At 41.9% G+C, this 16267-nt stretch carries 18 protein-coding genes and 1 pseudogene; 7 read left to right on the top strand and 12 right to left on the bottom strand.

Annotated features, from left to right (window positions below; translation table 11 throughout):
- Nucleotides 1-3 precede the first annotated feature (3 nt).
- Entirely contained in the window at nucleotides 4-897 is an 894-nt protein-coding gene (locus HUN01_RS10385) for an isopenicillin N synthase family dioxygenase (RefSeq protein WP_181931199.1), read from the bottom strand.
- Between the two features lie 52 nt (nucleotides 898-949).
- Between HUN01_RS10385 and HUN01_RS10380 the strand changes: the two genes are divergently transcribed.
- Nucleotides 950-1462, top strand: coding sequence for a GNAT family N-acetyltransferase (locus HUN01_RS10380; protein ID WP_181931198.1), 513 nt, complete (start codon nucleotides 950-952; stop codon nucleotides 1460-1462).
- Nucleotides 1459-1965: a GNAT family N-acetyltransferase gene (locus tag HUN01_RS10375; protein WP_181931197.1), complete on the top strand. Its 507-nt coding sequence runs from the start codon at nucleotides 1459-1461 to the stop codon at nucleotides 1963-1965. Before HUN01_RS10380 ends, HUN01_RS10375 begins: the two co-directional genes overlap by 4 nt.
- A gap of 298 nt (nucleotides 1966-2263) precedes the next feature.
- Here HUN01_RS10375 and HUN01_RS10370 read toward each other — a convergent pair whose 3' ends face one another.
- The 3 genes from HUN01_RS10370 to HUN01_RS10360 all read right to left on the bottom strand — a co-directional run bounded on the left by HUN01_RS10370 (nucleotide 2264) and on the right by HUN01_RS10360 (nucleotide 4569).
- Entirely contained in the window at nucleotides 2264-3643 is a 1380-nt protein-coding gene (locus tag HUN01_RS10370; RefSeq protein ID WP_181931196.1) for an AtzE family amidohydrolase, read from the bottom strand.
- Between the two features lie 9 nt (nucleotides 3644-3652).
- Nucleotides 3653-4279, bottom strand: a complete 627-nt coding sequence (locus tag HUN01_RS10365) for a DUF4328 domain-containing protein (protein ID WP_181931195.1) — start codon at nucleotides 4277-4279, stop codon at nucleotides 3653-3655.
- A gap of 101 nt (nucleotides 4280-4380) precedes the next feature.
- Entirely contained in the window at nucleotides 4381-4569 is a 189-nt protein-coding gene (locus HUN01_RS10360) for a DUF4089 domain-containing protein (RefSeq protein ID WP_181931194.1), read from the bottom strand.
- Nucleotides 4570-4807: 238 nt separating this feature from the next.
- On the opposite strand from HUN01_RS10360, the gene HUN01_RS10355 reads away from it, so the two are divergent.
- From HUN01_RS10355 to HUN01_RS10345, 3 genes are all read left to right on the top strand, one after another.
- Entirely contained in the window at nucleotides 4808-5089 is a 282-nt protein-coding gene (locus tag HUN01_RS10355) for a glutaredoxin family protein (RefSeq protein ID WP_181931193.1), read from the top strand.
- Between the two features lie 53 nt (nucleotides 5090-5142).
- Entirely contained in the window at nucleotides 5143-6645 is a 1503-nt protein-coding gene (locus tag HUN01_RS10350) for a UDP-N-acetylmuramoyl-L-alanyl-D-glutamate--2,6-diaminopimelate ligase (RefSeq protein ID WP_181931192.1), read from the top strand.
- Between the two features lie 238 nt (nucleotides 6646-6883).
- A complete protein-coding gene (locus HUN01_RS10345; RefSeq protein WP_181931191.1) occupies nucleotides 6884-8365 on the top strand; it encodes a DICT sensory domain-containing protein in 1482 nt (493 codons plus the stop codon).
- Between the two features lie 75 nt (nucleotides 8366-8440).
- On the opposite strand, the gene HUN01_RS10340 is transcribed toward HUN01_RS10345, so the two are convergent.
- From HUN01_RS10340 to mnmE, 4 genes are all read right to left on the bottom strand, one after another.
- On the bottom strand, nucleotides 8441-8770 hold the full coding sequence (locus HUN01_RS10340) for a XisI protein (RefSeq protein ID WP_181931190.1): 330 nt from the start codon (nucleotides 8768-8770) through the stop codon (nucleotides 8441-8443).
- Complete coding sequence (locus tag HUN01_RS10335) at nucleotides 8758-9174, bottom strand: XisH family protein (RefSeq protein ID WP_181931189.1); 417 nt, start codon at nucleotides 9172-9174, stop codon at nucleotides 8758-8760. The genes HUN01_RS10340 and HUN01_RS10335 overlap by 13 nt, the downstream gene beginning before the upstream one ends.
- Before the next feature lie 153 nt (nucleotides 9175-9327).
- The gene (locus HUN01_RS10330; protein WP_181931188.1) at nucleotides 9328-9624 is read right to left on the bottom strand and encodes a hypothetical protein; all 297 of its coding nucleotides are present in this window, start codon (nucleotides 9622-9624) and stop codon (nucleotides 9328-9330) included.
- A gap of 9 nt (nucleotides 9625-9633) precedes the next feature.
- Nucleotides 9634-11055, bottom strand: a complete 1422-nt coding sequence (gene mnmE, locus HUN01_RS10325; RefSeq protein WP_181931187.1) for a tRNA uridine-5-carboxymethylaminomethyl(34) synthesis GTPase MnmE — start codon at nucleotides 11053-11055, stop codon at nucleotides 9634-9636.
- Between the two features lie 500 nt (nucleotides 11056-11555).
- On the opposite strand from mnmE, the gene HUN01_RS10320 reads away from it, so the two are divergent.
- Nucleotides 11556-11756 (top strand): hypothetical protein, encoded by a 201-nt coding sequence (locus HUN01_RS10320; protein ID WP_181931186.1) that lies wholly within the window; start codon nucleotides 11556-11558, stop codon nucleotides 11754-11756.
- Between the two features lie 62 nt (nucleotides 11757-11818).
- Here the strand turns inward: HUN01_RS10320 and HUN01_RS35290 are convergent.
- The 3 genes and pseudogenes from HUN01_RS35290 to HUN01_RS10310 all read right to left on the bottom strand — a co-directional run.
- Nucleotides 11819-11911, bottom strand: a pseudogene (locus tag HUN01_RS35290) (Uma2 family endonuclease); the annotation flags it as partial.
- A gap of 20 nt (nucleotides 11912-11931) precedes the next feature.
- A complete protein-coding gene (locus HUN01_RS10315) occupies nucleotides 11932-12978 on the bottom strand; it encodes an N-acetyltransferase DgcN family protein (protein WP_181931185.1) in 1047 nt (348 codons plus the stop codon).
- On the bottom strand, nucleotides 12962-14014 hold the full coding sequence (locus HUN01_RS10310; RefSeq protein WP_181931184.1) for a dipeptide epimerase: 1053 nt from the start codon (nucleotides 14012-14014) through the stop codon (nucleotides 12962-12964). The genes HUN01_RS10315 and HUN01_RS10310 overlap by 17 nt, the downstream gene beginning before the upstream one ends.
- A gap of 100 nt (nucleotides 14015-14114) precedes the next feature.
- On the opposite strand from HUN01_RS10310, the gene HUN01_RS10305 reads away from it, so the two are divergent.
- Nucleotides 14115-14666, top strand: a complete 552-nt coding sequence (locus tag HUN01_RS10305) for an NUDIX hydrolase (protein ID WP_181931183.1) — start codon at nucleotides 14115-14117, stop codon at nucleotides 14664-14666.
- A 22-nt stretch (nucleotides 14667-14688) separates the two neighbouring features.
- Here the strand turns inward: HUN01_RS10305 and HUN01_RS10300 are convergent, their stop codons facing one another.
- Nucleotides 14689-16095, bottom strand: a complete 1407-nt coding sequence (locus HUN01_RS10300; RefSeq protein WP_181931182.1) for a cobyrinic acid a,c-diamide synthase CobB — start codon at nucleotides 16093-16095, stop codon at nucleotides 14689-14691.
- Nucleotides 16096-16267 lie beyond the last annotated feature (172 nt).

The following is a 16267-nucleotide window of genomic DNA, read 5'->3' as shown; positions in this document are numbered from 1 at the left end:
GAATTACGAATTACCATAACTTGCTTGTAAACGACTTAAAAGATATTCTCCCGCAAGGATAGGGGGATAAATAGGCGATTGTTCTTTCTGGCAACTTTCCAGACAAGTAATTTCGGTGTCATCATTAGGATGACAGAAAAAAGCGATAGAATACCGGGACTGCTTCACTCTGTCATCATTGGGAATCATCACTCGATGCTTAGTTGAGCAAAATACATGATTTGTCCAGCGTTGCATTAAATCGCCAGTATTGATTACTACAGTATCAGGAATTGCAGGCGCGGCAATCCACTCTCCAGATGTTGTCTGTACTTCCAACCCGCCAATGTCATCTTGGAAAAGTAAGGTAATACTGCCATAATCAGAATGTTCACCAGCACGAACTTGTCCGGGTTTGGATGGTGTTTGCAATGGGGGATAGTGTAATAGTCGCAAGGTATGATTTTGTTGATTATGTCTTGTCGTAAAATAATTTTCTGGCAACTCCAACGCCAATGCATAAGCTTGTAATATCGTATTGGCAAGTTCTGTGCAACTATCATAAAAGGTGACAATAGAAGCATCTATCCCTACAGCCGCTTGTTTGTTGACATTCAACGCCTCTTTTAAGTCGCCTGGATTATTGGGGTTAAGACGTTCTCTCTCAATCCCAACGTAACCCGTGTTACTAAATTCATCACTCCAAGCTTGCTTTTGCTTGACTTCTAAAGGTAGATTGAAGAAAGATTTGCTGTGAGTGAATACTTGATTTATTAGGTTTTTTGATATCCCCGAATTTTGCAAGTACATGAAACCAATTTCATGACAAGCTTGACAAATTTGTTTCACAACAGCTTGCTGAGTTGCTGCGTTGCTACTGCTGAAGGCAGTTAAATCAATTACTGGAATGATGACCATTGATATTTCTAAATTTTTGATTTTGTTTAATGATTTAGCGGAAGGATAAACTTTGCTTAAAATTATTCAGATAGAGACTGACGAACATAAATCTTATATACAGGAAATATTTTGGGAATATTTTAATGAGACTAAGTTAATATTCAGCGATCAATTCGGTATTAATTTAGATGTTAATACATTCTTTGAGCAATATATGACTCAACTTCACGAATTTCTACCCCCTTCAGGACGCTTTCTTCTGGGACAATCCGAGGCAAAAATAGTCGGCTGTGTTTGCTTGCGAAAGATTGGTGAAGATGTTGGCGAAATTAAAAGGATGTATGTAAGACCAGAATTTCGCCGAAAAGGAATCGGTCGGGCATTGTTACAAGATATCATCAATGAAGCTGTCTGCATTGGTTACTCAAGGATACGTTTAGACAGCGCCCCTTTTGCAAAGGAAGCACAGGCACTTTATCGTGCATTTGGCTTTCAGGATATCAAACCATATTTGGAAAAAACAGAAATTCCTTTAGAACATCGTGCAAACTGGATTTTTATGGAATTGATTTTAAAATCATGAATATTCGTTGTGAAACTTTGACAGACTACCCAGCAATAGCTGAGGTGAATACATTAGCCTTTGGACAAGAAAACGAGGCTAAACTTGTAGAGAAAATTCGCCGTTCTCACCGCTATATTCCAGAACTTTCGTTAGTTGCAGAGATTGAAAATGTTGTAGTCGGTCATATTTTATTTAGCTATATTGACTTAGTGGATGAACAGACATTACAGGTACTTGGTTTAGCACCTTTGGCAATTCATCCACAGTTTCAAAGACAAGGAATTGGTAGTGCATTAATCAAAGCCGGGTTAGAGATAGCAGAGGCAAATAAAGAAGCCGTAGTAATTGTACTAGGTCATCCCCAATTTTATACTCGCTTTGGCTTTAAAACTTCTGTTGTTTATGGAATCGAGTCTCCCTTTCCAATACCAAAGGAGTTCTTCATGGTTAAACCACTACAAAGTTATCAGGAAAGTTATAAGGGAAAGGTTGTTTATCCATCTACTTTTGATGGAGTCTAAGTCACGAACAGATTCAGTCGTTTACCATTTGTAGAGACGCGATGAATCGCGTCTCTACAAATGGTCTATTTGTCGCATTCTTTTTTCAGATTGGTATTAGAGGATGTTTGAAAAGTCCTCTTGTCGGTATCAAAAATTTTAGATCCCCCCTAACCCCCCTTAAAAAGGGGGGAACCAGAATTAAAGTCCCCCTTTTTAAGGGGGATTTAGGGGGATCTAAAAGTGATTAAAGTCACAGCGAAACACTTTTCAAACAACCTCTTAGATGGGATGACAAAAAATCATCGATTATTCAAAATCACTGGTGCTGAACTATACATTTTGCTTCTAAGGCAGCCGCAACCCTTAAAATCAACGCTTCATTATATGGTGATGCTATCAATTGTACACCTAAAGGTAATGCATTTTGGCGATGGATTGGCACTGATAAAACGGGTAAACCAATGAAAGATAATGGTTGAGTAAATAACCCTAAATGAGGACGGACGAGAATTTCTTCGCCATCCAAATTCATCGTTTGTTGACCAATTAACGGTGCGGAAATTGGTGTAGTTGGGGCAAGAATTACATCAACATTTTGAAATACTTCCCGCACGCGATCGCGATACCATCTTCTAAACCGTTGTGCTTGGAGATACCAACTACTAGGAATTAGCGCCCCAGCCAAAAAGCGATCGCGTGTTGCTGGATCAAAATCTTGAGGACGCAATCGCAATTTTTCCAAATGCAGATTTGCGCCCTCGCTAGCTGTAATTATAAAAGCTGCTGCACGGGCGCGGTGTGCTTCTGGTATGATTACGTATTCAGTGACTTCTATTGCATCAGCTACCTTTTGTACTGCTGCTAAAGCTTCCGATTCTGCGCCTTTGGTGAAATAATCACCAGCGATCGCAATTCTGATATCAGAAATATCCTGTTTAAGTTGTGGTAAAACCAATTCAGGCGGACGCTTTGTACAAATTGGATCGCGATCGTCTTCTCCCTGAAGCACATCAAACACTGTAGCGATATCCTGTACCGATCGCGCAAAAGGGCCAATGTGGTCAAAACTGCTAGAAAATAAAGCTACCCCAGCACGAGATAACCTCCCGTAAGTCGGCTTGAAACCAAAAACGCCACACAACGCCGCCGGAACGCGAATGGAACCATTAGTATCAGAACCCAGCGTCAGCGGTACTAACCCAGCAGCAACAGCCGCAGCTGAACCACCTGATGAACCACCAGCAACTCGCTGTAAATCATGGGGGTTATGAGTAGCGCCGTAATGGGAATTTTCCGTCACAAACCCATAAGCGTACTCATCCATATTCAAAGCGCCAACCAGCACAGCACCCGCTTGTTTCAGCTTCGCTACTGCGGTTGCGTCTTGGGTAGCTGGTGGGTTTTCTGCATTGATTTTCGATCCCGCCAGAGTTGTTAACCCAGCGATATCGAAGAGATTTTTCACCGCAAAAGGCACACCAGCCAGCACTCCCGGATGATTACCTTGGACAATTTCCCTGTCAATACGGGCTGCATCTGTTAAAGCTGTTTCAGCAGTGACAGCCGTAAAACAGTTGAGTTGATCATCCCGCGTTGCTATTCGTGCTAATGCAGTTTTAGTAACTTCCACTGCGCTAACTTTACCTTCGCGGACAGCAGTTGATATTGTGATGGCATCGGCTGAATTAAAATTCATGCTGAAATATTAAGAGATAGCGCGTTTAGCTTTTTGAGTAATAGCAGTCCGCATAGTTTTTGTTAGTTGTAGCAAAGTAGCACTAAAACCTAAATCTAGAATACAAGATAATAAAAACCAAAAGGGCAAAAATTGGTTTTCAGGATTTTTAAAACTTTCTGTAAGAGCCATACGAGTCACAAGGTTTGACCCGATCATAAAACCATATAGCGGCCCTATTAACAATCGCACTTGTTCACTTAAACGTGTTAAATCATCACCTTCGGCTTTAAATCGATCGGCAAAAGTGGACAACGTGTTAGCTATTCCCCAAATGCTATATATGGGAATTAGAAATCGTGCGATCGCACCTCCTGGCGTAATCGGATATTCCTTAAATAGATTCTTTAAATCGGCATGGAGACGATATAGCCAAACAAAAAAAACAATGATTGAAATTAAGCTGATAAATAACGAAATGATTGATACAAGTGCATCAAGAGAAGCAAGTAGCTGGTAAAGTGGCTTTGCTATGACTTCCAACAAAGATAATAGCGTAGAAGCAATACCAAATCCTAACAGCATCCAAAGCAACCGCACCAACAATCTACCGACACCCGCAGACTTCAATGAACTAGAAGCATTGAAATTATTCATCTGATTTTCCAAGATATAGTCGGCTAATATCTTAGTATCGTTAGTTATACTGCAAGCTCGGTAATTTTACTAAAACATCAACATAGCTATTGTTGAAGTCATTATGGTTCAAACACTGGTGCAACTTCAATTTCTTCTGGTAAAGGGAAAGAATTTACAAGACTAGCGATCGCACTAATTCTCTCAAAATTTGCCACCACACCATCACGATACTCATCTCTGATCTCTAAATCCAACAAAAACCCCATCTGATCAACATACTCACCCACATTAAACTCTTCTCTTCTCATCTCTCCTCCTTTGCGGTAGCCTACGGCAAGTCGAAGCGTCTACGTTATTCTAAACTTATAACTTCCTGACTTTTTACGGCATCTGGAAAACCTCTCTCTAAATCTATCTCCTCAAAGGAGAGAGACTTTGAATTTTCCCCCTTCCCGCGTCGGGAAAGGGGTTAGGGGGTTAGGTTTTTGGTGGATTTTTCCTAACGTGAAAAGTCAGATAAGTTCTTAACGCCAACTCAAATAAACAATGCGATTAATTTTATACAGTAAACCCGGCTGTCATTTATGTGAAGGCTTGCAAGAAAAGCTAGAACAAATCCAAAATCTCAGTTTCGAGTTGGAAATTAGGGATATTACGACTCGTGAAGATTGGTTTGCTGCGTATGAGTATGAAGTGCCGGTACTTTATTTATCAAACCACAGAGGCGAGGAGGAAGAAGAGGAGAGTGAGAAACCATTGCCGCGTCCTTCTCCTCGTGCTAGTGTGCAGCAGTTGGAGCAAATGTTGCGAAAGTATTTAGCCAATTAGAAAAAAATAATGCAGAATAAGCGCAAGATTAAGAATGTGACGAGGTTCACAAAATGAAATTGCGGGAATTACTAACAGCGGTAGACAGTGTTGAACAATTACCTAGCCATCCAACTTTGGAGGATGTGGAAGTTAGGGGTTTGAAGACAAATTCTCATGCTTGTCGTGTGGGAGATTTGTTTATTGGGATGCCAGGAACGCGGGTTGATGGTGGGGAATTTTGGCAAAGTGCGATCGCATCGGGGGCTGTGGCTGCGATCGTTTCTCCCGAAGCTGCACAAAAAAATCCTCCCACAAATCAGGCTGTGGTCATCAGTGCAAGCAACATTACTCAAGCTTGTGCCCAGATAGCCAGTGCTTTTTACGGTTATCCGGGGAAAAAACTCAAGCTGGTAGGCGTGACTGGTACAAATGGCAAAACTACAACTACTCATCTAATTGAATTTCTCCTCAACAAAGCTAATCTAGCTACAGCTTTGATGGGAACTCTCTACACTCGTTGGGCAGGTTTTGAGCAAACTGCTGCTCACACTACCCCCTTTGCAGTAGAACTGCAACAGCAGCTAGCAGAGGCGGTAAATGCTGGTAGTGAGTTCGGCGTGATGGAAGTAAGTTCTCATGCTTTGGCCCAAGGTAGAGTGTTGGGTTGTGAATTTGAGGTAGCGGTATTCAGTAATCTTACCCAAGACCATCTCGACTATCACAGCGACATGGAAGATTACTTTGCTGCCAAAGCGTTGTTATTTAGCCCTGATTATCTCAAGGGACGGGCAATAATTAATGCTGATGATTCCTACGGGAAGCGGTTAATTGCCTCCTTAGATTCTGAGCGAGTTTGGAGTTACAGCGTCAACGACAACAGCGCTGATTTATGGATGAGTGATTTAAATTACCAGCCGAATGGTGTCAGTGGGACATTACATACACCGAAAGGTGATGTAGCTTTTCGATCGCCTCTAGTTGGACAATATAATTTAGAAAATCTTCTTGCAGCCGTAGGAGCAGTTTTACATTTAGGGCTAGATTTGCAATTAGTGGCATCTGTGATACCTGAGTTTCCAGGAGTTCCCGGACGAATGGAGCGAGTACAGATTAATCCTGAGCAGGATATTAGCGTGATTGTGGATTATGCCCACACACCCGATAGCTTAGAAAATTTACTGAAAGCTGCACGTCCGTTTATACCGGGTAAAGTGATTTGTGTCTTTGGTTGTGGAGGCGATCGCGATCGCACTAAGCGCCCAAAAATGGGTAAAATTGCTGCTGAGTTAGCTGATGTGGCAGTAGTGACATCAGATAATCCCCGGACTGAAGACCCAGAAAGGATTTTGCAAGATATTTTGGCGGGAATTGCTGATACAGTGCAGCCGACTGTAATTTGCGATCGTGCGATCGCAATTCGTACCGCTATTTTACAAGCACAACCAGGTGATGGAGTGTTACTTGCTGGTAAAGGTCACGAAGATTACCAAATTCTCGGCACCGAAAAAATCCATTTTGACGACCGAGAACACGCACGCGACGCCTTACACGAAAGACTGAAGACACAACATTAATTTGGGCATTGGGCATTGGGCATTGGGCATTGAAAAAAGGCAGAAGAGAAAACTCTTCCCCAGTCCCCATTCCCCAGTCCCCATTCCTCATTCCCCATTCCCCATTCCCCAGTCTCTTCCAGTTGGAGTTTTTTATAGTTAATATTTCTTTCCGTGGGGATTTTGTAAAAAATGCACACATAAAGGTGAAAATCGAAGACAGACTTATTTCTTGCTTCATCCTTTTTGTGCTTGACTCATGAATGTTTCTCTGGCCAAGGATCTGTCTGTTTATCAACTGGTTATGGGAGTGCAAGTGCCTCCTAAACCATTGTCCCTCAGTCCTGCGACTCTGCTATCACTGGTGAGAGCACAAATTGACTTACTAATTGAGCAGCAAATTGCAGCCACTTTATGGGTAAAGCTACCACCAGAAAAAATTTGGCAATCAGAATTAGCGCGTTATCAATCCTCGGTAGGTGCGTCTAGTCTCATTTATACTTGCCAGATTGACGAAAATGGAAAAGGGGGAGATGAGGGAGCAGGGGGAGATAAGGGAGAAGGAAAATTAAATACCTCCTCATCCCCCTCATCCCCCCTATCTCCCTCATCTTCCCATCATGTCCTCGTTCACCTACCACCAGATAGCCAACTGCGACGGGAAAACTTTCTGATGGTGTTATCGCCCCAGTTTTGCAGTTTAATTTTGGCTCATCGACCACTTAAAAAACGTAAAACTCAGACATCGGGGAAGGTAAATACTAATAAAAACCAGCCGTTGCTGATTATAACTACTGTTGAAGGGAGAGTAATTCAGCAAGTATTAGATGGTATCAAACAAGCGATTGCGCCAGAATTATCCCCAATTTTACCTGCTGATTTTATTTGTCCAAGCGTACCCCAAGCCGGATTGATGAATCAATTATTGGCAAAGCAACTCCTGCGACAAGATGAAATTAATCGTCAAATAATCACAGTACGCACCACCAAGTTTCAGCAACAAAATCAAGAACTGCACAACAAAGAGCAACTCAAAGATGAATATCTAAAAAATATATGCCAGGAATTGCGTATACCCCTAACGCACATGAAGACAGCACTTTCATTATTGAATTCCCCTAATCTTAAACCCCCCCAGCGACAACGTTATTTACAGATGTTAAATACCCAGTGTGATCATCAAAATTCCCTGATTACTGGTTTATTGGAACTGGTGCAACTGGAACGTAATTGGGAAGGGATGGCTTTGGAGTCAGTGCGGCTTTCAGATATTGTGCCTGGAGTAGTCAGTACCTACCAACCTGTAGCTCAAGAAAAAGGGATTATGCTAGCCTACACCATACCGACTGAACTCCCATCTATTTGGTGCGTGAGTGGTGGTCTGAGGCAAATTGTGATTAATCTGCTGCACAACAGTATTAAGTTTACCTCTAATGGGGGTGAAGTATGGGTGCGTGCCCGTCTTCAAGGTGATCATGTCCAATTAGAATTCCGCGACACAGGTATCGGTATTGCCGAAAATGAAATTCCCAAAATCTTTGACCGTTTTTATCGTGTGCGTACAGCAGCAACAGAAGATTATGGTGGTGCTGGGTTGGGGTTAACAATCGTACAGCAATTGCTACTACGCTGTGGTGGATCTATTTCTGTAAAAAGTAAATTATATGAAGGTTCTACTTTTACAGTGCAACTGGCAACTGTTGGCAATATTCCAAGAGCGATTACAGAAAATGAGTTATAAATTATGAGTTATAAGTGATGAGTTAAAAATTTATAACTCATCACTCATAACTTATAACTCCTACAGTTATTTTGCCTAACCTGCTGCAAACTCAGTAAACTTCCGCTTGTAAGGAGCATGAAAACCCAAAATAATATCTTGTTTTGGCACTCCAGCAGTTACTAACTCATTTGCTACTCCGGCCTCAGTTCCATCGCGCTGAATCCAAATTTTGTCGTCCTTAATATCAATATGGATGATGCAACCATAAACTCGCCTCAGTTCTTCCCATCCCAAATGAAGAACTTGATAATGGTCACGCTCTGTATCAAAAATTAACTGTACTTCTGTATCATCATTTGAGTGGTGAATTGAATGACGTTTCAGAATTGTCTGTACTAATTCACGGTAGTTTATTCTTTCCATAGCAAAACCTCTTCTTTAATTGGTTCAAAAATCAGAAGCTTCAGCCGATGTTCAGCGATTATTTCTTGAATAAATGGCCGAATAAAAAAGTCCTGATAAACATCTTCAGAGATAGCTAAGTATAAAATTCGTTCAGGGTGCTTTTTCCGTAATGCTGAACGGTAGGTGAGCGTCTGACCTAAAGCGACATAAAAATCACTAATTTCCGATGCACCGATAAAAGATTTAATCTCAACTGCGATTTTTTGACCAGCTTTTTGAGCAGCTAAGATTCTTTCTGCCCCTAAGTCTACATAAAATTCAATTTCATCAACTTTAACTGATAGAGGGTCATGGGTAATAGTCCACCCATCCTTTTTTAAAGCTGAACAAACAGCAATATGAAAAATATCTTTAGCTGACATAGTTTAATTATAAATATATTCACTGACAGTTTTTGTTGGCAGGGACTATAAAAATTCTATTCAAACAAACATTTTTTATTGATAATAATACTTAGATAATATTTCAAAATCAATGTATTTACAGAATTAATCTCATTGATAACAGACATAATGTTATTTGGATGAATCTTTTGACAACACTTGTGTAAACTCTCCACTTTCTCTATTACAAACTACTATAAATTCACTATTTGGCATTCGTAGCTCTACCGGAATTATTTCGGTTGGTAACTCCATTAGTAACCCACCATCTAACATCCCTACGCCGGGAAAGGCGATAACTGTGATTATACCTGGTCTAAGACACCCAATAACTTGAACTGGAATCTTATCAATCATTGCATTATATATTAGATTGATTAACAATTTGACATAAATATTCCGGGTTGGTACTTTCTTTTGCTTTGACACTTTTGTGTTTTATTTCCCAATACAAAACCTGCTGAAAATTCTCTCTAAAACTGATTCAGTGACTTCCTCTCCAGTAATTTCTCCTAAAGCTTGAATTGCACCCCGTAAGTCAATTGTCCAAAAATCGAGAGGGAACTCTTGGACAATTGTTGATTGTACTTGTTCCAAAGATATTTTAGCTTGAGTTAAGGCTGCTGCCTGTCTTTGGTTAATGGCTAAATCCATATCAGCAGCTTGCACTTTTCCTGTTTGAACTATTTCTAAAATTGCTGTTTCTAAATTATCAATACCTTGATTTTGGGCTGCTGCCGTGAAAATTTTAGATTTTGAGTCGCTACCTTGGTGCGCTTTCAGCGCAAGTGGAATTTTAGATTGAAGAGTTGTTCTCTCGCTTTCTTCTACTAAATCGATTTTGTTAATCACTATAATCAACGGACGGTGTTGTACCTTTTCGTAAATTTCTTGATCGCCTTCTGTCCAACCTGTTGAAGCATCAATGGTAAGCAAGACTAAATCAGCTGCATTGGCAGCAAGATGCGATCGCTCGACGCCAATTTTTTCCACTTGGTCTGTTGTTTCCCGAATCCCCGCTGTATCTAGCACTTGTACGGGAATTCCCCCGACAACTAACTGGGATTCCACCACATCGCGGGTTGTACCAGGTAAATCAGTCACAATGGCGCGATCGCTCCGGCTCCAAGCGTTCAATAAACTCGACTTACCCACATTCGGACGCCCAACAATTGCCACTTTTAAACCAGTGCGTAGCAATTCACCTTGATCTTTGGTTGCCAATAACCTAGTTATTTCTGCGGCAATTTTATCGATTTCTGATATTATTGCTTTATCATCCAGCGGAGGAAGGTCTTCCTCAAAATCAATCCGAGCTTCAATTTCTGCCAAAATATCCAAACAGTTAGCGCGTAACTGCCGAATCGGATGAGCTAATTTTCCTTGTAAACCAGCTAAGGCGCTTTGAGCCGCTTGGGGCGATTTAGCTCCCACTAAATCGGCAATACCTTCAGCTTGAGTTAAATCCAATCGTCCATTCAAAAAGGCGCGGAGAGTAAATTCTCCCGGTTGCGCTAGTCTAGCCCCATTTTCCAAACACAGTTGTAATACCTGCTGCACTGCCATAATTCCCCCGTGGCAATGGAATTCGACAACATCTTCACGGGTGTAAGAACGGGGTGCTTTCATAATCAACAACAGGGCTTCATCCACCAATTGTTGCGTTTGGGGATGGCGAATGTAACCGTAGAGAATCCGGTGGCTTTCCCAAACTTGTCGCCCTGGTGCATGAAAAAGACTTTGGGCGATTGCCATTGCTTGAGAACCGGATACCCGCACAATCCCAACACTACCCTGTTGGGGGACAACAGCAGTAGCGATCGCGGCTATAGTTCCAGTATTAGCAAAGATTTCCGACATGAGCGCCCTTTATAAAAGTGAGGAGTGAGGAGTTAGGAGTAAAAATCATACCTCATAACTCATGAAGAAGGCAGAAGGCAGAAGGAACTTTTTCGTCGGGGATTCAGTGGATTAGACGTAGGTTGGGTGGAGCGGAGCGCAACCCAACATATATCCTGACTTTTCACGTCATGTGGAAAAGTCCACGGAAAATCTAACTTCCAAACCAGTAATTCAAAGTCTCTCTCCTGCAAGGAGAGAGATTTAGAGAGAGGTTTTCCAGATACCGTGAAAAGTTAGAACATATATCAGGATGTTTGGTTACGCAAAGCCTTCACCCAACCTACAATTTTTTTGCCACTTTCTAAATGGTAAGTATTTGGACTAATGAAATGGCAACTGCAAGGTAAAATTTACCTGGAGGGTTATGCCTGATAGTAAAGAGTTAAGAGTGAAGAGTTAGGGGTGAAAATCATAACTCACAACTCATACCTCATAACTTTTAGAGAGAGGAATTTACTGTGGAGCAAAAGATTGACTGCGCCCAAGCCTGCGTTAACGGGTGTGTTTTAGGGGATAAATGTCCCAATATCGAGTTTAGAGAAGCAGCCGCAAAATTTATCGAAGAAACTCCCTTAGACAAAATGCTGGAGTTAGCACAAGAACGTCTGCGAAAAAAAATGACGGAACCGCCAAAATGGGTTTTTCCTGAAGATCCATAGTATTTGGGGTAACAGGCACAAGCAAGACAGCGTGGAAGTTAAATAGTATCTGGATCTATATTTTATTCTCGCAGTTTTGCTGCCAAGCGATCGCAGTGTTCCTTCTCCTGTTGTGCCACTTCTTCCGGTGTTGGAAGCAGTTCTCCTTCAGGAGTGGTTAAGTATTTTACAATAGCTAATTCTTCATCACTGCATCCAAAAGAATATTGGCATCAAAGCGGACTACATCGGTGCAAGGTAGCCCCGTTTCTGCTATTGTTTGAGCGATGCTTTCCTGTGCCGCAGCTTCATCTAAATGGGCTGTGTTCAGCGCTATACCCACTACAGGAACACTTCCAAAAGCACCACCGGCACTAGCAACAGTTTCATAAAGCCGAATCACCTCTGGTAAGGGTGGAATTATTACATGGGGATGATTACGTACATGAACTTGTCCCGCGCGATGTCCTAACACCAGTTGGGTTGGTTGCGAACCACGAATTAGGGGTAGGGTTGCCGTTGAACCAGGGTGTAGCAGTGAACCTTGTCCTTCAATATGCAAAATGTCGTAGTTTTTGCCATAGCGCATGACTATCTGTTCCACAGCACCGGCGGCAAAGTCTACCCGCACGGCATCTAAAGCTACGCCGTCTCCTTCTAACATCACCCCAGTTTGCCCTGTGGCGAGGAACTTAGAACGCCAGCCCCGCAGTTTTGACGCCCAATGTAACTCTAGGCTAGTTGACATTTTACCAATGGCCATATCGGTTCCCACTGTCAACACCCGGCGACAAGGGAGAGTGCGTGCCATTCCACTCGCAACACTGATATTAGATGGCTCTTTCCGCACATCCCAAATTAGTTGCCCTGGTTTGAGCAGTGCATTTAATTCTGGGATGCTTGCCATTGGTGTATGTAAACCGTTCACCAGCGACATCCCCGCTTCTAAAGCGTCTTTAATTTCCAGCCAATAATCATCTGGTACAGCACCACCACCTGGGGCAATGCCAATTACCAAGACTTCTGGCTTGTACTCTAGGGCTGCGGCTACAGATGCCACAATTGGCACATCACGCTTGATACCTGTTAATTCTGGTAGGGATTTGCCAGCACAATCGCGATCAATTACGGCTACGATTGGGGATTCACTGTAACGTAAAATCGCTAGCCCTGTTTTGCCGTGAGTCCCAATAGTTCCCTCATGAAGTAAAATAGCTACTCGTTGATTAAGTGGTAGACGCACTGTGTTGTACTCCCAAACCTGGTAAATCGTTTGGCAAAACTCTTCCTTCTTTTATCAATGCACCCGTAAAAGGGTCATCAATTAAATTCAGGTGACTATCTAAATCTAAATAATCAGCTAGTGGCGCTAGCTGTAATGCTGCTGTATTAGCTAGCGAACTGTCAGAATAGCAACCAAACATTACTTGCAACCGATATGCTCGTGCTGTATGTACCATTCGCATTGCCTCTGTTAGTCCCCCTGATTTCATCAGTTTGATATTAATACCATCCACGTAATTTGCCAAATAGGGAATATCGGTGCTGGTAAAACAACTTTCATCGACAAAGATGGGGAGGGGAGAATGTTCTTTGAGTTTTGCTAAACTTGGTTCCTGCCCCCGTGGCAATGGCTGCTCTACATACTTTATACCTAAATCTGCCAGCCAATTGCACATTGCGATCGCATCTTCTAAACTCCAACCCCCGTTGGCATCAACAAATAATTCTATTTCAGGCGCTTCTTCTCGCACCGCCAATAGCATTTTTTTATCTGCATCTATGCCATCAGGACTACCTAGCTTCACCTTGAAAAGACGGACATCGGTAAATTGTAGCCAGTCTCGCGCTCTTGCGATCGCACCTTCAGGCGAATTAATCCCAATTGTGACAGAAGTCGGGACTATTTGATTGCGATCGAGTCCCCAAATTTGCCACAAAGGTAATCCTACACGCTTACCCAACCAGTCGTGCATTGCCATATCCAAGGCAGCTTTTGCCGCAGAAGGAACTTGGTTTTGTGTTAAAACTTGTTCAATTTGCTGCCGCTGTAAGGGGCTGAATGCTTGTAAAAGTGGCACAACTTGTTCTAAAGCCTCTTTGATTGCATCAGTTGATTGCCGATGATTACCCACGCCAAATGGTGATGCTTCCCCCCAGCCTTCGATTCCATCGGATGAGATTCTCACCCATACATTAGTTGTTTGTGCCGTTGTACCTCGACTAATGGTCAACGGAAATCTTTTGTTGACTGTAAATAAATTTACATTTATTTGCATATTTATTTTGCATATTATGTTATTGCAAAAGCCAGTGTAAGTTCAAAGTTTAGATTATCGAATACATCTGTTATACTTTTTTACATTTATTACTTAATTTATGAGTAACTTAAAAAAATGGAAGATTTTAAAATCAAAAATGGTTTTAGATCACCCTTGGTGTCGGGTGAGGCAAGATGAAATAGAATTGCCCAATGGTAAAATTATAGATGATTATTTTGTCAGTATTAAGCCTGACGTAGCTATGGTTTTACCTATCACCAATAATAGAGAAATTATTTTTGTCCGGCAATATAGACACGCTGTAGGTGAATTTTTCTTGGAACTGCCAGCAGGGAATTTTGATCCTACAAAAGAGAGTGCGGAAGTAGCCGCAATTAGAGAACTGACAGAAGAAACTGGTTATATTCCCCAAGAATTTAGAAAACTCGTAACTCTATACGATAAGCCAAGTAAAGATACCAATCAAATACATTTATTTTTAGCAGAAAATGTGAGTAAAGTTGGGGAACAGCAACTAGATATTACAGAAGAGATTGAAGTTGTATTGATTCCTATAGAATCAGTTTTAGATAAAATTATTCAAGGAGAAATTTCGGTTTCCGGAACTGTTGCGGCTCTCTTCTTAGGTTTAAAATTTATCTGTGATTGAAGGAGGCTTTTCAAACATCCTCTTAAATCCATGTTCCTGAAGATGCTACTTTCAGACATTCTTGAAGAAACTGCTGGGGAATTTCTCTACTCTCTCCCCAATGCAGATGAACATAAGAAGCATGAACATTTGCAGGTAAACCCCATCCCTCGCATCCCATATTTTCCTCACAATCGTAGCGAGAAGTTTCAAAGAGGGGCTGAGTGGGAGTTAAGGTTAAATGGGAACGATGAAACTCATGTCCGTAAACAGTTGTATTTGCTTTAACTAACAGATTATCTTGCAAAGCTACTGCGCGACGATACCCTAAAGTTAAACGCCCACCCATCGCAGCAGATGTCGGTAACACTCCCGCCATTGGCCAAGATTTACCCTGAAAATCGATAATTTGCTCACACAAATACATCAATCCTCCGCATTCGGCAATTGTAGGCATTCCTTTAATTATTGCCGTTTTCACTGCATCACGAACCCTGGTATTTTCTGCTAATTGCTGGGCAAAAACTTCTGGGAAACCTCCGCCAAAATACATTCCCTGCACATCTTTTGGTATGTCAACATCTTCTAAAGGACTCCAGAAAACCAGTTCTGCACCAAGCTGTTGCAGCAAATCGAGATTGTCTTGGTAATAGAAATTAAAAGCGCGATCGCGGGCAATAGCAATCCTGACTGGGGATGATGGGGGATGATGGGGATGATGGGGATGAGAAAGAGGTTCTGATTTTAACAGGGGTAATAAGTGTTGCCAATCGAAGCAAGTATCTCCTAAATCGGCGAGGCGATCGATTAAAGCGTTGAGTTCGGGAAGTTCTGCTGTGGGAACTAAACCCAAATGGCGATCGGGAATTGTGATGTTATCTTGACGCCGCAGCACGCCGAGAATGGGTAATTGTAGGGGTTCTAGAGAATCTTTAAGGAGAGAGAGATGGCGATCGCTCCCCACGCGATTTAATACTACCCCAGCTATTTTAATTTGGGGATCAAAAGATCGATAGCCGTGAGCGATCGCAGCTACAGAACCAGATAAACGACTGCAATCAATCACCAACACCACAGGTAAATCTAAAAGCCGCGCAATGTGTGCCGTACTCGCAAAATCAGTTTTTTGTTTTTCTTGCCCATGCCCCATGCCCCATTCCTCATGCCCAATTCCATCAAATAACCCCATAACTCCTTCTACTAGGGCATATTCACTTAACTGGCTATGACGGGCAAAACATTCCTGAACGTAGGCTTCAGAAGTCAATACTGGGTCTAAATTCCGACAAGGACGACCAGTTACGTGTCGATGAAACATTGGATCAATGTAGTCTGGGCCTACCTTGAAAGATTGCACCAAGCGATCGCGACGACGTAAAGATGCTAAAAGGGTGAGCGTGACTGTTGTCTTACCCACCCCACTACGTTCTCCGGCAATGATTAAAGCCATAAATGAAACAAATGTGGTTTTTATACCCATTAAAAAGCAGAAAACTAGCCAATTAGGGGAGTTAAGCTGAAAAAGATTGTCTAATAATGACTAATAGCTAGAGATTATACCAATTTGAAAAAAGAATGCGACAAATGGTCTATTTGTAGAGACGCGATTCATCGCGTCTTTA

The sequence above is a fragment of the Nostoc edaphicum CCNP1411 genome, from assembly GCF_014023275.1.
Classification (GTDB): domain Bacteria; phylum Cyanobacteriota; class Cyanobacteriia; order Cyanobacteriales; family Nostocaceae; genus Nostoc; species Nostoc edaphicum_A.
Note: the sequence above shows the minus strand (reverse complement) of the source record. Positions and strands in the feature narration are given on the sequence as shown.

What these genes read in the sequence shown, in the direction of transcription:
- HUN01_RS10385 (WP_181931199.1), bottom strand. Translation starts at nt 897, where the DNA reads ATGGTCATCATTCCAGTAATTGATTTAACTGCCTTCAGCAGTAGCAAC.
- HUN01_RS10375 (WP_181931197.1), top strand. Translation starts at nt 1,459, where the DNA reads ATGAATATTCGTTGTGAAACTTTGACAGACTACCCAGCAATAGCTGAG.
- HUN01_RS10370 (WP_181931196.1), bottom strand. Translation starts at nt 3,643, where the DNA reads ATGAATTTTAATTCAGCCGATGCCATCACAATATCAACTGCTGTCCGC.
- HUN01_RS10365 (WP_181931195.1), bottom strand. Translation starts at nt 4,279, where the DNA reads ATGAATAATTTCAATGCTTCTAGTTCATTGAAGTCTGCGGGTGTCGGT.
- HUN01_RS10360 (WP_181931194.1), bottom strand. Translation starts at nt 4,569, where the DNA reads ATGAGAAGAGAAGAGTTTAATGTGGGTGAGTATGTTGATCAGATGGGG.
- HUN01_RS10355 (WP_181931193.1), top strand. Translation starts at nt 4,808, where the DNA reads ATGCGATTAATTTTATACAGTAAACCCGGCTGTCATTTATGTGAAGGC.
- HUN01_RS10350 (WP_181931192.1), top strand. Translation starts at nt 5,143, where the DNA reads ATGAAATTGCGGGAATTACTAACAGCGGTAGACAGTGTTGAACAATTA.
- HUN01_RS10345 (WP_181931191.1), top strand. Translation starts at nt 6,884, where the DNA reads ATGAATGTTTCTCTGGCCAAGGATCTGTCTGTTTATCAACTGGTTATG.
- HUN01_RS10340 (WP_181931190.1), bottom strand. Translation starts at nt 8,770, where the DNA reads ATGGAAAGAATAAACTACCGTGAATTAGTACAGACAATTCTGAAACGT.
- HUN01_RS10335 (WP_181931189.1), bottom strand. Translation starts at nt 9,174, where the DNA reads ATGTCAGCTAAAGATATTTTTCATATTGCTGTTTGTTCAGCTTTAAAA.
- mnmE (WP_181931187.1), bottom strand. Translation starts at nt 11,055, where the DNA reads ATGTCGGAAATCTTTGCTAATACTGGAACTATAGCCGCGATCGCTACT.
- HUN01_RS10310 (WP_181931184.1), bottom strand. Translation starts at nt 14,014, where the DNA reads ATGCAAATAAATGTAAATTTATTTACAGTCAACAAAAGATTTCCGTTG.
- HUN01_RS10305 (WP_181931183.1), top strand. Translation starts at nt 14,115, where the DNA reads ATGAGTAACTTAAAAAAATGGAAGATTTTAAAATCAAAAATGGTTTTA.
- HUN01_RS10300 (WP_181931182.1), bottom strand. Translation starts at nt 16,095, where the DNA reads ATGGCTTTAATCATTGCCGGAGAACGTAGTGGGGTGGGTAAGACAACA.